The organism is Rhodococcus sp. 14-2470-1b, from assembly GCF_002259415.1.
Classification (GTDB): Bacteria; Actinomycetota; Actinomycetes; order Mycobacteriales; family Mycobacteriaceae; genus Rhodococcoides.
On the sequence record NZ_NPFY01000001.1, the window covers coordinates 43,372 to 58,439 of the forward strand.

At 64.8% G+C, this 15,068-nt stretch carries 13 protein-coding genes; 6 read left to right on the forward strand and 7 right to left on the reverse strand.

Going from position 1 to position 15,068, the window contains the following annotated elements:
- Positions 1 to 14 precede the first annotated feature (14 nt).
- The gene (locus tag CH293_RS00250; protein WP_170945115.1) at positions 15 to 2,993 is read right to left on the reverse strand and encodes a UPF0182 family protein; all 2,979 of its coding nucleotides are present in this window, start codon (positions 2,991 to 2,993) and stop codon (positions 15 to 17) included.
- Between the two features lie 227 nt (positions 2,994 to 3,220).
- Between CH293_RS00250 and CH293_RS00255 the strand changes: the two genes are divergently transcribed.
- Positions 3,221 to 3,826, forward strand: a complete 606-nt coding sequence (locus CH293_RS00255) for a PPA1309 family protein (protein WP_170947479.1) — start codon at positions 3,221 to 3,223, stop codon at positions 3,824 to 3,826.
- Between the two features lie 10 nt (positions 3,827 to 3,836).
- On the opposite strand, the gene CH293_RS00260 is transcribed toward CH293_RS00255, so the two are convergent.
- Positions 3,837 to 4,859 carry a PDZ domain-containing protein gene (locus CH293_RS00260; protein ID WP_094719029.1) on the reverse strand — a complete coding sequence of 341 codons (1,023 nt, stop codon included), beginning with the start codon at positions 4,857 to 4,859 and terminating at the stop codon, positions 3,837 to 3,839.
- Positions 4,860 to 5,087: 228 nt separating this feature from the next.
- Here CH293_RS00260 and CH293_RS00265 point away from each other — a divergent pair, with 228 nt between their 5' ends.
- From CH293_RS00265 to CH293_RS00275, 3 genes are all read left to right on the forward strand, one after another.
- Positions 5,088 to 6,500, forward strand: coding sequence for a zinc-dependent metalloprotease (locus CH293_RS00265; RefSeq protein ID WP_094719030.1), 1,413 nt, complete (start codon positions 5,088 to 5,090; stop codon positions 6,498 to 6,500).
- A gap of 149 nt (positions 6,501 to 6,649) precedes the next feature.
- Positions 6,650 to 7,531 (forward strand): hypothetical protein, encoded by an 882-nt coding sequence (locus CH293_RS00270; protein ID WP_080733016.1) that lies wholly within the window; start codon positions 6,650 to 6,652, stop codon positions 7,529 to 7,531.
- A gap of 72 nt (positions 7,532 to 7,603) precedes the next feature.
- Positions 7,604 to 8,920 (forward strand): AarF/ABC1/UbiB kinase family protein, encoded by a 1,317-nt coding sequence (locus CH293_RS00275; RefSeq protein ID WP_094719031.1) that lies wholly within the window; start codon positions 7,604 to 7,606, stop codon positions 8,918 to 8,920.
- Positions 8,921 to 8,969: 49 nt separating this feature from the next.
- Here CH293_RS00275 and CH293_RS28040 read toward each other — a convergent pair whose 3' ends face one another.
- The 3 genes from CH293_RS28040 to CH293_RS00290 all read right to left on the reverse strand — a co-directional run bounded on the left by CH293_RS28040 (position 8,970) and on the right by CH293_RS00290 (position 12,072).
- Positions 8,970 to 9,251 (reverse strand): WhiB family transcriptional regulator, encoded by a 282-nt coding sequence (locus CH293_RS28040; protein ID WP_303396206.1) that lies wholly within the window; start codon positions 9,249 to 9,251, stop codon positions 8,970 to 8,972.
- A 259-nt stretch (positions 9,252 to 9,510) separates the two neighbouring features.
- Complete coding sequence (locus CH293_RS00285; protein WP_255122636.1) at positions 9,511 to 9,816, reverse strand: hypothetical protein; 306 nt, start codon at positions 9,814 to 9,816, stop codon at positions 9,511 to 9,513.
- A 129-nt stretch (positions 9,817 to 9,945) separates the two neighbouring features.
- The gene (locus CH293_RS00290) at positions 9,946 to 12,072 is read right to left on the reverse strand and encodes an ATP-dependent DNA helicase UvrD2 (protein ID WP_094719034.1); all 2,127 of its coding nucleotides are present in this window, start codon (positions 12,070 to 12,072) and stop codon (positions 9,946 to 9,948) included.
- Positions 12,073 to 12,181: 109 nt separating this feature from the next.
- On the opposite strand from CH293_RS00290, the gene CH293_RS00295 reads away from it, so the two are divergent.
- Positions 12,182 to 12,454, forward strand: a complete 273-nt coding sequence (locus CH293_RS00295) for a mycoredoxin (RefSeq protein ID WP_052059337.1) — start codon at positions 12,182 to 12,184, stop codon at positions 12,452 to 12,454.
- A gap of 43 nt (positions 12,455 to 12,497) precedes the next feature.
- Here the strand turns inward: CH293_RS00295 and nudC are convergent, their stop codons facing one another.
- Together nudC and CH293_RS00305 are read right to left on the reverse strand one after the other, a co-directional pair.
- The gene (gene nudC / locus CH293_RS00300; protein WP_094719035.1) at positions 12,498 to 13,403 is read right to left on the reverse strand and encodes an NAD(+) diphosphatase; all 906 of its coding nucleotides are present in this window, start codon (positions 13,401 to 13,403) and stop codon (positions 12,498 to 12,500) included.
- Positions 13,404 to 13,467: 64 nt separating this feature from the next.
- Positions 13,468 to 14,535 carry a TrkA family potassium uptake protein gene (locus CH293_RS00305; protein WP_026347941.1) on the reverse strand — a complete coding sequence of 356 codons (1,068 nt, stop codon included), beginning with the start codon at positions 14,533 to 14,535 and terminating at the stop codon, positions 13,468 to 13,470.
- Between the two features lie 148 nt (positions 14,536 to 14,683).
- Here CH293_RS00305 and CH293_RS00310 point away from each other — a divergent pair, with 148 nt between their 5' ends.
- Positions 14,684 to 15,067, forward strand: a complete 384-nt coding sequence (locus CH293_RS00310; RefSeq protein ID WP_037111091.1) for a membrane protein — start codon at positions 14,684 to 14,686, stop codon at positions 15,065 to 15,067.
- Position 15,068: the final 1 nt, after the last annotated feature.

Below are 15,068 nucleotides of genomic sequence, written 5' to 3' on the forward strand. Positions count from 1 at the left end.
AGGTCAGTGCACGGTCAGTTGGCGTTGTACGCGTCGATGGCCTGCTGAAGGGCATCGAACGCGTCCCCCAGACGACCGAGGTCGCCGCTCTGCTGCGCAGACCTGACATCGGCCAGAGCCGAGTTCAGACGCTGCACCTCCGCAGCCGACGGCTGACCGCCGGTTGCAGGCGGCGTGGTCGACGGTGCAGGCGCCGTCCCCTGCTCGGTGCCGTTCGCAGCGTCGGGCGACTCCGCCGTCGACTGCGGATCCGCGGCGTCGCCACCCGGTGCCGTGGCCGCGGTACCCGTACCCGATCCGAAGACCTGATCCAAGGCCTCGGACAGCGTTGCGGCGTACCCGACGCGGACGCCGCCTCCCGAACCCGGCTCGCGGTAGCTGACGAGAACCCTGGTCAACTGCGGGAACGTCGACGTCGATGCCGTGTTCCGTTCGGTGTACAGCGGTTCGACGTACAGAATGCCGCCGTTCGCGATGGGCAGGGTCAACAGGTTGCCGTACTGAATCGTGTTGGACTGCTGAAGAAGCGTGCGGTCCGAGGCCACGCGTGAATCCGATGTCATCGAGTTCTGCGCCTGCTGTGGACCCTGCGTCTGAGTGTTGGTCGGAAGCTGCAACACCGTGAACTTTCCGTAGTTCTCCGGATCGGAACGCACCGAAATGTAGGCGGAGAGCAGTTCACGGTTGAACCCGACCATGGCGCTGGTCAGACGGAACGAGGGTTCACCGGTCTCCGGATCACCGATCAGCACGTAATACGGGGGCTGATTCAGGTCGGTTCCGCCGTCCACCGTCGGATCACTGGGAACCGACCAGAACGCGTTGTTGGTGAAGAACTCACTGGGATTGTCCACGTGGTACTTGGCCAGCATTTCGCGCTGGATCTTGAACAGATCCTCCGGGTAGCGGAAGTGCGATCGTAGTTCCGGCGAGATCTCCGACTCCGGCTGAACCGAATCCGGGAACACACCCATCCACGCCTTCAGCACCGGGTCGGTGTCGTCGACCTGGTAAAGCGTCACGGTGCCGTCGTAGGCGTCGACAGTGGCCTTCACCGAGTTCCTGATGTAGGACACTTCCTCGCGCGGGAGGGGCCTGCCCGTCGTGGGCTCGATGCTGTCCGCGGTCAGACCGTCCAACGACGCCCGCTGTGCGTACGGGAAGTTCTCCAAGGTGGTGTACCCGTCGACGATCCAGACGATCTTTCCGTCCACGACCGCCGGGTAGGAGTCGGTGTCGGTGGTCAGCCACGGGGCCACCTTCTGGACACGATCACGAGGATCGCGGTTGAAGATGATCTTGGAGTCGTCGCCGATGGCACCCGAGAACAGAATGTTGCGCTCGGCGTACTTCGCCGCGAAGGCAAGACGGTTGAACCAGTTCCCGACCGAGACGCCACCCGCACCGGTGTAGGTGTAGTTGGAATCGTCCGTGTCGTACTCGCGGTCACCCGTTCCCGTCGCGCCGACGATGGCGTAATCCGGGTCGGCCTGGGCGATCACCTCGCCGTAGTAGATGCGAGGCTGATCGACCGGGATGACCTGATCCTGGCCCTGTGAAGCGATGTCGCTGACGGTGTAGATCGGGTAGCCGCTGTTGCTGGTCGCACCCTCTGCCGTCGGATCCTCCACGGCCGCGTTGACGCGGTTGGCCGGCGCCGCGACGAAGCCGTTTCCGTGGGTGTAGACCGTGTGCCGGTTGATCCAGTCGGTCTGGTTACCGGTCAGGGACTCCGGCGACAGCTCACGCGCGGCGACGATGTAGTCCTGGAGTTGCCCGTCGATCTCGTAGCGATCGACGTCGAGGGTCGACGGGAAGCCGAAGAAGTTCTTCAGCTGCTGCTGCTGGGTGAACGTGCGAGACAGCACATTCGGATCCAGTAGACGGGTGTTGGCGATGGTCGTGATGTCCGCGTCGCTCTCCCGCGGATTCTGCGAGCCTTCTCCCGAATACGGCTGGTACTCGACCTGGTCGTCACCGATGCCGTACGCGTCGCGCGTCGCGGCGATGTTGCGCTCGATGTACGTGCGTTCCTTCTCGGCCGCGTTCGGTCGGACCGAGAACTGCTCCATCAGCAGCGGGAAGACCGCGCCGACGAGAATCGAGGACAGTACCAGGAGCGCCGTAGCGAGAGCGGGAACACGCAGATCGCGGAGGAAGATTGCAGCGAAAAATGCTGCGGCACAGATCAGTGCGATGGCGAGCAGGATCAGCTTGGCGGGAAGTACGGCGTTGATGTCGGTGAAGCCTGCACCGGTGAAGATGGGTTCCTTGCGACCACTGGACAGCAGCGAGTACCGATCCAGCCAGTACGCGATGGCCTTGAACAACACGAACGATCCCGCGAGCACCGCGAGCTGAATGCGCGCTGCGCGGGTCAGAGCACCCTCACGACCCGCCAGCCGGATTCCACCGAAGATGTACTGCGTGACCAGGTTTGCGAAGAATGCAATCAGCGTCGCGACGAACAACCAGTTCAAGATGAATCGGTAGAACGGCAGATCGAAAGAGTAGAAGCCGATGTCCAAATTGAACTGTGGGTCGGTGAGTCCGAATTCGCCACCGTTGAGGAACAACTGGACTGTCACCCAATTGGTCTGCGCGATCAGTCCCGAGATGATGCCGAACGCCAACGGTATTCCGATACCGAACAGGCGCAGCCGGCTCATGACCGTCGTCCGATAACGTGCAACCGGGTCGTTCGGACCGGCGACCGGAACGAACACCGGCCGGTTGCGGTACGCGAGCAGCAGCGACGCGAACACCACCGCGCCGACGAACAACCCGACCACCAGGAACAGAACGACACGCGTCAGAAGCGTGGTCGTGAAGACCTGCCGAAAGCCGACCTCCCCGAACCAAAGCCAGTTCGTGTAAGTGTCGATGAGGCGAGGGCCGACAAGCAGCAACGCTGCGAGGACCAATGCCAGTACAAGTAGAATCCGTCCGCGCCGCGACAGCGACGGTAGACCGGTTGGGGCCCTCATGCCCACGTGCCACACTCCAACTTCGGGCGATACACCTAGGTATCGCTGATGGGGTTCGACGGCGCACCGAGTGCGTCGCCTGTCCGATTTGGGAACCACTGTACGGAACGGCGGCACCGGCCGCTGACACCCCTTCGTCCTGCGCGCGCGGACCATGGGTCGGCGACGGCCGAACAGCGGAATGGGAAGATGAGCGGGTGAGCGATTTCAGCGACGACCTGTTCCGTGACGGCGTGGAACCCAACGCCGACAACGATGCCCTCGGTGCCGCTCTCGGGCGGTGCGCGCGCGAGGTCGCCGACTTCGTGGACGGCGAAGGCTGGGGTCAGGTCCCCCAGCTGTTCGCGCTGGTACCCACCGAACTCCTGGCGGCCGCGGAACCCGGACTGCTCGACGACCTCGCCGACGGTGCGTTGCTCACCCCGATCCAGCAGCACTCGCTACCCGAGGACATCACCGGCGGGTCACCTGCGCTCGACGAATTTCTGGCCACCACAACGTGGCCGGACGGTGTCGTCGGGTGCGCGCTGGTGCAGGAGATCGTCGTACTGCCTCCCACCGCGGAGTCGGCACTCGACGACGCACTGGTTCCTCTCCTCGCCGACCGCGACGCAGCGGACGACGCGGCCCGCGCCGCCGCCCATGCGCATCCCGACCGCAAGGACGGCAGGCTCATCGCAGCCGTTCTCAAGGACGGGCCGTCCTTGACTCTTCTGCAGTTGCAGCCCGACGAGGACGCAGATCCGTTCGCCCCCGTGGAGCTCCTGCTGTACGAGGGTCTTGCACCCGGCATCGTCGCTGCCCTGCACGCGACATTCGACCTCGTCGAGGACGACTGACCCCGGTTCGTCAGCAACTCGGCGCGTCGTCGCCGCGGCCGAGGGCATCGAGCGAGTCGATGGCTCCGTCGAGGGAATCGACCTTGACCAGACGAAGTCCGGCAGGAACGTTCTGCGACGCCTCGTCGCAGTTTTGGGACGGCACCAGAAACGTCGTCGCCCCGGCCTCGCGCGCGGCGATCAGCTTGTACGGAATGCCGCCGATCGGCCCGACTGCTCCGGCCGAATCGATGGTGCCGGTACCGGCGACGAAATCGCCGTTGCTGAGCTCGCCGGGACTCAGCTTGTCCACGACGGCGAGGCTGAACATCAGACCGGCCGAGGGCCCGCCCACGTCGGCCAGGTTGAACGTGACCGAGAACGGAACGTCGGGCTCCTCGGTGGGCGTCACCCCGAGGTACCCGGACTCCGCGTCGTCGGGACGGGAACCGAGCACCACCGACTCGGTTCTGGTGACACCGTCCTTCTCCACGACGATGTCGATGGACTCGCCCGGTGAGCGAGCACTGACCGACTCGCGGACAGCGCTGACCGAATCGACGGGCGCACCCGCCACCGACACGAGTCGCTCACCTTCGTTCAACAGGCCTGCGGCGGGACCGTCGGGCGCCACCGAACCGACGACGAGAACGACGGGCAGTCCCAGATGGTGCAGCGCCGCGAGCTGAGCACTGTTCTCGGACTGTTCGAAATCGGCCTGATTGCCTTCCTGGACCTCTTCTTTCGTCTTGTTCGGCGGATACACCTCCTCGCGCGGAACGAGTCCTTGCCGTCCACTCGCCCAGTATCCGAGCGCTTCGAAGATGTTCAGCTGATCACGGACCGCCACCGTGGTCATGTTCAGATGCCCCGTGGTGGGATCGACATCCGTCCCGTCGATCTGCACCACGGGAACCCCGTCCGCATCACCGAGGGTGTTGTACGTCGGTCCTGGTCCGAGCGCAGCGAACGGAACCGTGACGACGGTGCCGACCACGCCGAGCACGACAACCGGTACGAGGGCGGCGACAAGAGTGGCAATCCGACGATTCACCCGACAAACATAGATCCGCCGACTGTGACGACGATGTGAGACCCCCGTCCGAACAAGTCACGGTTCATTCCGCAGGCTCCACTCACGGCCTCCTGGTTCATTCCGCAGGCTCCACTCACGGCCTCCTGGTTCATTCCGCAGGCTCCACTCACGGCTCCTCTGACGGCGTTCGCCGTAAGCGTGATCACCAGCGGTGCTGTTCGCGCCCTCGCCTTGTACCGTTGACTTATGAGCAATTTCGGTTTTCAGGGCTCCGACGAGGATCCGGACAAGAAGAAGGATCAGAGCGGTGGCGACGGCTCCGGCGGCAATCCCGGCGGTTTCGGCTTCGGCACCGAGGGTTTCGATCCTGCGGCCCTGGGGCAGATGCTCACCCAGTTCGGGCAGATGTTGAGCGGCATGGGTGCGCCCGGTGCCGGGGGCTCCGCCGCGGGCCCGGTCAATTACGACCTGGCCAAGCAGTTGGCACGCCAGCAGATCGGAGACTTCGCTCCCGTCGGCAAGGGCAAGGCCGACGCGGTTTCCGAGGCCGCTCATCTCGCGGAACTGTGGCTCGACGGCGCGACCACGCTCCCCGCTGGTGCGTCCAAGACGCTGGCGTGGACTCCGGTCGACTGGTTGGAGAACACGATCGACACCTGGAAGAGGCTGTGCGATCCGGTCGCCGAGCAGATTTCCGGAATGTGGACCGCCGGTCTGCCTGCCGAGGCGCAGCAGATGGCAGGACCGATGATGGGGATGCTCACGCAGATGGGCGGCATGGCGTTCGGTTCCCAGCTCGGCCAGGCGTTGGGGCAGCTGTCCAAGGAGGTTCTGACGTCGACCGACATCGGAATTCCCCTCGGACCGAGCGGAGTGTCCGCCCTTCTCCCCGAGTCCATCACGGCGTTCACCGAAGGTTTGGAGCAGCCCGAACGTGAGGTTCTCGTGTTCCTCGCGGCTCGCGAAGCTGCGCACCAGCGCCTCTACAGCCACGTTCCGTGGCTTCGTCAGCGCGTCTTGGCGACGGTCGAAGAGTACGCACGCGGTATCCGGATGGACTTCTCGGCCATCGAGGAAGCCGCGTCGGGCCTCGACCCGGCGTCGCTGACCGATCCGTCGAAGATCGAGGAGATACTGCAGCAGGGTGCGTTCGAGCCGCAGACGACTCCCGAACAGAAGCAGGCGCTCGAGCGACTCGAGACTCTGCTCGCCCTCGTCGAGGGTTGGGTGGAGACGGTCGTCTCCGAAGCCCTCGGGGAAAGGTTGCCCGGTGCCGTGGCACTCGCGGAGACGATTCGTCGCCGACGGGCATCCGGTGGACCGGCCGAGCAGACGTTCGCGACGCTCGTCGGTCTCGAACTTCGTCCACGCAAGGTTCGCGAAGCAGGCGATCTGTGGCGTCGACTCACCACAGCCGCAGGAATCGAGGGACGCGACGGCGTCTGGGCTCACCCGGACCTCCTGCCGGTGTCGTCCGATCTGGACGACCCGGCCGGGTTCGTCGACGGTGTCATCGGCGGAGGTTCCAGCTCCTTCGACGACCCCATAGCCCAGCTCGAAGCCATGGAAGCTCAGGAACGAGCAGCCAAGAACAAGTCGGACGAGACAGACGCCAACGACGCAGACAAGAAGGACGGGGACACCGGCAGCGCCGGCTGATACCGAATACACGGTCGACGAGGGGTTCGCCGAAATTTTCGGCGTATCCCTCGTTTTGTTTCGATCACGCTGGTGAGGAGTCTGCCGGCCTGTGGATAACCCGTCCTCGGCGCCGTCGCCGGGGATGCGTCGTGTGCGACTCTGCGTTTATGTCCGCCCACGAACCACCCCACCCTCCCCAGCCGGTTCCGATGCTGCGGCGGCCCAGACTCGACGTGCCGGTGTTCTCCCAACGGGACGGCACGATTCGGCTCGGGTGGAATCCGGATCGGTCGTTCGTCGTCACACCTCCGCCGGGCGTCGACTACGACGTTCTCGTCGATCTACTGCGTCGGCTCGACGGAGTTCATTCGAGAGCGCACACGATCTGGTACGCGGGCACCGTCGGGATGTCAGCCAATGCGATGTCCACACTGCTGGCCGAGCTCGTCGAGGCAGAACTGTTGGTCGAAGGGCATTCGACGCCTCACGTTCCCGAGGGAGCAACGCGGACCGTGGTGCACGTCGTCGGACGCGGGCCGCTGGCCGACGCGGTCGTCGCGGTCCTCCCGACGTCGTCCTCGATCACGGTTCGACGTTCCACGTCTGGGGCGGGCAAGGTCGCAGGCACTGCCATCACGACCGGTGATGTCGCGGTACTCACGGACAATTTGGCCCCCGATCCGCATCTCGTGACCGAACTTGTTCGCGCCAGAACACCGCACGTGCAGGTTCGGTTGCGCGACGGCACGGGCGTGGTCGGCCCGTTCGTCATTCCAGGGAAGACGAGTTGTCTACGCTGCGCCGACCTGATCAGAGGCGGACTCGACCCACAGTGGCCGCACATCTCCGCGCAGCTTCTCGGCAGCGTCGGGCATGCGGACAAACCCACCGTCCTGGCAGCTGCGGCGGTCGTTCTCGGACAGATACACGAGTTCGTCCGCACCCGTCGACCGTCGTTGATCGACACGACCGTCGAGATCGACCTCGGTTCGCACATCATCGAACGGCGTCGGTGGACTCGTCATCCGCACTGCGATTGTGCCGTGTGACGAACGACGCGAACACAGGCGCTGTGGCCTGCAGTCTCGGCAGAATGTCGTCTCGTCCGACATGATGGAGGCGTGCCAGACATTCCACGCCGGGGTTCGGCCCGGACAGCCAAACTCGCGCGCATTCCGATCGGTATCGCCGGTCGGGCTGCAGTCGGTTTCGGAAAGAAGTTGGCCGGGGGGAACCGCCAGGAGATCGACTCCGATCTTGCCGCCAAAGCTGCCGAGCAATTGTTCGCGGTCCTCGGCGAGCTCAAGGGCGGTGCGATGAAATTCGGGCAGGCGCTGTCCGTGATGGAAGCCGCCGTGCCGGAGGAATTCGCCGAACCGTACCGGGAGGCTCTCACCAAGCTGCAGGCAGACGCACCGCCGCTCCCCGCCGCAAAGGTGCACCGCGTACTCGACAGGCAGCTGGGCACCGCCTGGCGGTCGCGGTTCGCGTCGTTCGACGACACTCCGGTCGCCTCGGCGAGCATCGGGCAAGTGCACCGCGCAGTGTGGTCCGACGGCCGAGACGTCGCTGTGAAGGTGCAGTATCCAGGCGCAGACGACGCGCTCCGCGCCGATCTGAAGACGATGTCGCGGTTTGCCAACACCTTCAGTGCGATTTTCACCGGGGCCGACGTCAAGCCGGTCCTCGACGAGTTGATCGCCCGGACGGAGGACGAACTGGATTACCGGATCGAGGCGGCAAGCCAACGCAAGTTCGCGTCGACGTTCGACGGCGACAGCCGGTTCGCTGTGCCGCGGGTGGTGGCGAGTGCGCCCAAGGTTCTGGTCACCGAGTGGATGTCCGGGACCTCGTTGTCATCGATCATCGCCGACGGTTCCGTCGAGCAACGCAATGCTGCCGGTGAGCTTCTGGTCCTCTTCGCGTTCGCTGCGCCTGCACTCGCCGGTCTCCTGCACGCCGACCCGCATCCTGGTAATTTCATGATGCTTCCCGACGGACGGCTCGGTGTGATCGACTTCGGGGCCACTGCGCCGATGCCGGACGGTCTCCCGCCGGTGCTGGGCAGGATGGTCAGGCTGGCACGCGAAGAGAAGTTCGACGAATTGGTCGAACTCTGTACGGTCAGTGGGTTCGTGATCCCAGGTAGAACGGTGACAGCGAGGGAGATAGCCGACTATCTACGTCCGTTCACCGATCCGATCCGGACCGATTCCTTCCACTTCACCAGGTCGTGGCTGCAGAAAGCTGCCGGTACAGCAACTGAATTCGACAGTGCGCAGTTCAAGACCGCACGGGCGCTCAACATGCCTGCCGAGCAGGTCATGATCTTCAGGGTGCTGGGCGGACTCGTCGGCATCTGTGCGCAATTGGATGCCTATGCGCCGTACATGGCCATTCTGACGGAGTGGATGCCGGGGTTCTCGGACGAGACCTGATCGGTCTCGTCCGAGAACCGGGCGGGTACGACGGCCGCCGTATCGGACTTCACGCGACCTGCTGCTTTCGCGGCCGTCCACGCGGGCGCTTCCGAGCGATGACGACTCCCTGATCGAGAATCTCACCTCCCCATACTCCCCAGGGCTCGGCACGGTCCAGTGCGGCACTCAAACACGTGCGCCGAACAGGACATTCGGCGCACAGCGCCTTTGCTCGCTCCAATTCTCCTGGTGTCTCGGCGAACCAGAGATCCGGATCGGCCACACGGCACGGCACTTCGTCACCGAGCGTCACGGCACTCAGGGTGTTCGACGATGAGGTCTCGCTGATCGGGGTCGCCTCGTCACCGAGGTGCGTGGCCGAGTATCGCTCGGCTGCAACATGTTCGGATCGTTCGTATCGGCATGTCGTCCGGATCGTGGCGGTTGACACGTCGGTCTCCTCTACTTTTCGTGCGGCGTGTTTACGGTTGTTCGGTATCTGAGCGAACCGGTCGGGCCGAGAAGTTCGAATTCGAGGGGACTCATCGAACGAAAAAGGCCACGGTCCGCGTATGCGGGTCCGTGGCCTGAAAGGCAAGTCGAAAGCTCTACCGAGATTTCTCTCGATATCGACTTTCGACCACGGACACCACTGCCGTACGGCGACGGCGTGCTGCGGGGGACGCCTTGGCGGCGAACCACTGGGCGGCAAATGCTTCGGCCGCTGCAGCTGCTGGGACGACTGCTGCTCGTGCGCAGACTGCGTCGGCCGCGAGCTGATGCGCTCCGGCGACGCGCACTGCCCCGCCCGTCGACGCGGAAGAGAAGTGAGCGGAGTTACCGAGGACGTGCATCAGCCGTGCGTCGGTCGCGGGTGCGACAGCGCTCGTGACGATCGAATTGAAAATCTTCATGTTCTCCACCTCCTACTTGCGAATCGATTGCGGACGATGTGTGTGGCACGCGGTCTCCCGCGAGCGGTGAAAACAGACTAAACCTGTTGGTCGAAACTGCACAAGTTATTTTCTACCTGCGGTTTTACATCAGTTGGTCGATGATTCCCGCACAACGGTCAGGACGTCCTCACCGAAACGTTCCAACTTCTTCGCGCCGATCCCGGGAATGGCCACGAGACCGCGGTCGTCCTGTGGTTGCTGCTCCGCGATGGCCGTCAGCGTCGTATCGCTGAAGACAACGTAGGCAGGCACTTTCAGCTCCCGCGATTTGTACAACCTCCATGCCTTCAATGCATCGAGCAGAGCGACGTCGACGTCCGTCGGGTGACTTTCGCAGCGACCGAGCATGGTCGCCGCCGTTCCGATCAACGGTTTGCCGCACAACCTGCACTTGGGTCCGGACTTCTTGGTCGTCGGAGTGGCGATGCGTGATGCGGGTGAATCCTCGGGAATCAATCCGTTGAGAAAACGCGACCGACGCCTGGATTTGCGACCGCCCTCGTTGCGCGCGAGCGCCCAGGACAGATGCAGATGCTCACGCGCACGAGTGACGCCGACGTACAGCAACCGCCGTTCCTCTTCGATCGCGGCGTCGTTGTTGGCACTCGGGTCGCTGCCGAGCGCATGCGAAATGGGCAGCGTGCCGTCGGCGAGTCCGACGATGAAGACAGCGTCCCACTCGAGACCCTTCGCTGCATGCAGCGACGCCAACGTCACACCCTGGACGACCGGTGGATGCCGCGCCTCGGCGCGGGCCGCCAGTTCCCCGAGCAGACGATCCAGATCCAGAGCCGGATCCTGCGCCAACAATTCTTCGGTGACCTGTACCAGCCCGCCGAGCGATGCCCACTTCTCCCGCGCCTGCGCACCCGTCGGCTCCGTCGACGTCAAACCGAGCGGCGCCAGTACAGCGCGCACAAGCGACGGCAGGCCGTCGCCGTACTTGGACTCGTCCGGCAGATCCTCCCTCCCGGCGGCGCTACGAAGAGCCGAAATACCCTGCCGCACTTCAGGTCTGTTGAAGAACCCTTCGCCGCCACGGACCTGGTACGGAATCTGCAACTCCGTCAGAGCCTGCTCGTGCGCCTCCGATTGCGCGTTGATGCGGTAGAGCACCGCAATCTCCGCCGGCGCGACGCCCTTGCCGATCAACCTCTTGATTGCCCGAGCGACACCGTCGGCCTCGGCCGGCTCGTCGTCGTACTCGAAGAACTCCGGTTCTGGGCCTGCCGGCCGTTGCCCGATCAACTGCAGCCGAGTCCCGGCGATCCGCCCGCGCGCTGCACCGATCACCCGGTTGGCGAGCGACACCACCTCGGGAGTCGATCGGTAGTCACGCTCGAGACGCACGACGGTGGCGTCGGGAAAGCGTCTCGAGAAATCGAGCAGGTAACGCGGTGTCGCGCCGGTGAACGAGTAGATCGTCTGATTCGCATCACCGACGACCGTCAGGTCGTCACGCTCGCCGAGCCAGGCGTCGAGCACCCGCTGCTGCAGAGGCGTCACGTCCTGGTACTCGTCCACCACGAAGCAGCGGTACCGCTCACGGAACTCGTCGGCGACCGCAGAATGCTCTTCGAGCGCCGCGGCGGTGTGCAGCAGCAGGTCGTCGAAATCCAGCAGCATTCCGTCACCGCCGTGCGACTTCAAGTCCTCGTACCCGGCGTAGACCGACGCGACCTTCGCAGCATCCATCGGCACCTCCCGGCGCAGCCGCGCGGCCACCGCCGGGTAGTCCTCGGGCGCGATCAACGAACCCTTCGCCCACTCGATCTCACCGGCCAGATCGCGAACGGAGTCCGTCGACGTGGACACTCCTGCGCGGTGCGCAGATTGACTCACCAACGCGAACTTGCGATCCAGAAGTTGCCAGCCCGTGTCCCCGACCACCTGCGGCCAGAAGTACTTCAGCTGCCTCAGCGCGGCAGCGTGGAACGTGCGGGCCTGCACGGACGGTCCCTCACCGCCGACGCCCAGTTCTCTCAGTCGGCCGCGCATCTCCCCCGCGGCCCTCGCCGTGAACGTCACTGCGAGGACTTGCCCAGCCGACACGTGACCGGCGTCGACGAGGTGTGCGATGCGCCTCGTGATAGTCCTCGTCTTGCCGGTACCCGCGCCGGCGAGAACGCAGACGGGGCCTCGTGGGGCCGCGACCGCGGCCGACTGTTCGGGATCCAACCCGGCGGTCATCGAATCCACAGACATGGTCTCCATCTTGTCAGGGGGTGCCGACACACCCGTCATCCCGCCTGCCGCCGCCTGCTCCGCCGGTGCTCACTCGACCGACGGAACAACACATTCGGCATCGGTGTTGAATCGTGTCGTGACTACCACCGAGAACGCAGTACCCGAGTCCCCCGCGGCATTGACCGTCTACTCCACGACGTGGTGCGGTTACTGCAGGCGTCTGAAGACCCAGCTCGACGAAGCCGGCATCGCGTACGCCGAGATCGACATCGAAGAGGATCCGAAATCCGCCGAGTTCGTCGGCAGCGTCAACGGCGGCAACCACGTCGTGCCGACGGTTCTCTACGCCGACGGCTCGACCGCGACCAACCCGTCACTCGCCGCGGTCAAGAGCGCACTCGGACTCTGATGCCACCCGTGGCGGGTCGGACGCGGTGACGACGCTGCACAACCTAACCGGCGGAACCCGCCCACGCTTCGAGCATGCCTCGGGCGATCGAGATCGAGCCGGGCAACAGAAGACGTGAATCGGAATCGGCGGCCCAGTCGCCGACTTCGAGAGCCGCTCGCACCTCGCTGCGCTCGAACCAGTGCGCCTCGGCGATCTCACCGTCGAGGAAGTTCAGCGGAACCTCTGGATCGGCGACGGCAGAGAATCCGATCATCACCGACCGCGGAAACGGCCACGGCTGACTGCCGAGGTACGTGATGTCGGCGACGGTGATGCCGACTTCCTCGCGGATCTCCCGCAGGACGCAGGTCTCGAGCGATTCACCCGCTTCGACGAAGCCCGCGAGGACCGAGAATCGACGCTCGGGCCACGCGGGAGCCCGGGCCAGGAGGACCTTGTCTGCTCCGTCGTGCACGAGGCAGATGACCGCGGGATCGGTGCGGGGAAACTCCTCGTGACCGTTGGACGTGCTGACCCGCGACCACCCGGCCGCCGACGGAGTCGTCGCTGCGCCGTCGAGCGCGCTGAAGCTTGCACTCGCGTGCCAGTTCAGGATCGCGAGCGCGCTCGTCAGGATGGACAGCTGGGTCGCGTCCAGACGCTCACCGATGGTGCGTAGGTCCCCCAGCTCGCCGGTCAGTGCACCGACGCGCTGCGCCCACAGGTGACGTCCGTCGTCGATGCCCAGAAACACGGCGTCCAGCGCGGGTTCCGCACCGAGGTCCGTCGCATCGACGTACACCAGGGAGTCACCCTCGACCCGGAGCCTGCCGCGGTGATCGACCTGCAGCACCTTCGCCGTCGGCCAACCGCTACGCAGCGCGTCAGTGTCCTTTCGAAGTTCCTCGGCTCGGTCGAGTGGCGAGCGGGACAACAGCGGTGGAGAGGCGAGTTCGAATCGTGGCACCTCTAGACCCTACTGCGCCCACGCAGACGCTCGTCCGACCGCGTGGACTCGATTGTGCGCGCGTTCACTCCCCAACGCGGCGGATGTACAGCAGGCGATCCGATGCCTCGACGGCGTCGACCTCGGGCGATCCGACGCGGTACAGCTTGCCTCCGCGCACGACGCCCAACACGATGTCGGTGAGGTGCCGCGGCGATCCACCCACCTCGTCGCGCTCGACTTCGCGCTCGGCGACAGCGAATCCGGCCTCCGGCGTCAGGAGATCCTCGATCATCTCCACCACGCTCGGCGTCGAGGTAGCGATGCCGAGCAGACGTCCTGCAGTCTCCGAGGACACCACCACCGAGTCCGCACCCGACTGCCGAACCAAATGAGTGTTCTCGGCCTCTCGCACCGACGCGACGATCTTGGCCTTCGGCGCGATCTCTCGCGCGGTGAGTGTCACCAGAACTGCGGTGTCGTCGCGGTTGGTCGCGACGATGATCGCTGCGGCGTGCTGTGCGCCGGTCAATCGCAACACGTCCGACTTGGTCGCGGAACCGTGCACTGTAACGAGCCCCATGTTGGACGCGGAATCCAGGACCGTCTGGTCCGTGTCCACGACGACGATCTCCGACGCAGGAACACCGTCCCCGAGCATGGCGTCGACCGCCGTGCGGCCCTTGGTTCCGAAACCGATGACCACGGTGTGATTGCGCACGCTGCGCCTCCATCGCTGAATTTTGAATGCCTGCCGGGAACGCTCGGTCAGAACCGCGAGCGTCGTGCCGACCAACAAGATGAGGAAGAAGATTCGAAGTGGTGTGATCACCAGAATGTTGACGAGACGAGCCGATGGCGCGATGGGGGTGATGTCGCCGTATCCGGTCGTGGACAACGAGACCGTCGCGTAATACAGCGCGTCGAGGAAGGACAATTCGTTGTCTTGAGCGTCCCGATACCCGTCGCGGTCCAGGTACACGATCACCGCGGCCAACAGCAGAGCCGCGAGTGCGATGAGGATGCGCCGATAGATCGCGCGCCACGGGCTGCTCTGCAACTCGGGAACCCGCAGAACACCCACCAACGCGAAGTCCGGCTTGTCGGTCAGCGTGTCGCCCGCACTCAAGCGGGCACGCAATCTACCAGCCACGTTTCCTTCTCTGCTCTCGTCGCACCTGCACTCGTCGCAGTCCGTTCGTTCGCCTCAACGGTCCGGCTCGCAGCCTAACCCCAAACCCGGGTTCCGCCGGTGTCGACGCGTCGACCTTCTTTCCTGCCGGTTATGGCACGGTGTAGCCATGACACAGCGCACGAGTCACGCCCCGGCCGCACGACTCGCCGTACTTCTGGGCGGCGCGGGAATCCTCCACTTCGCCACCCCCCAGTTCTTCGACATGCAGGTGCCTCGCGCTCTTCCGGGCAAGGCTCGCACGTACACGCAGGTGTCGGGGATCGCCGAGCTCGCCGTGGCCGGTGCATTGGCCGTTCCGGCGACACGGCGCCTCGGCGGCGGGCTTGCCGCAGCGCTCTTCGTCGCGGTGTTTCCCGCCAACATCGACCTGGCGCGCAGGTTCGTGAGCAACCCCAAGACCTCCCCCATGGTCAAAGCTGCTGTGCTGGCGCGTCTTCCGTTGCAGATTCCGTTGGTGACCGAAGCCTTGAAGGTGCGACGACTGGGGTGAC

What these genes read in the sequence shown, in the direction of transcription:
- CH293_RS00265 (WP_094719030.1), top strand. Translation starts at nt 5,088, where the DNA reads ATGAGCAATTTCGGTTTTCAGGGCTCCGACGAGGATCCGGACAAGAAG.
- CH293_RS00270 (WP_080733016.1), top strand. Translation starts at nt 6,650, where the DNA reads ATGTCCGCCCACGAACCACCCCACCCTCCCCAGCCGGTTCCGATGCTG.
- CH293_RS00285 (WP_255122636.1), bottom strand. Translation starts at nt 9,816, where the DNA reads ATGAAGATTTTCAATTCGATCGTCACGAGCGCTGTCGCACCCGCGACC.
- CH293_RS00290 (WP_094719034.1), bottom strand. Translation starts at nt 12,072, where the DNA reads ATGGAGACCATGTCTGTGGATTCGATGACCGCCGGGTTGGATCCCGAA.
- CH293_RS00310 (WP_037111091.1), top strand. Translation starts at nt 14,684, where the DNA reads ATGACACAGCGCACGAGTCACGCCCCGGCCGCACGACTCGCCGTACTT.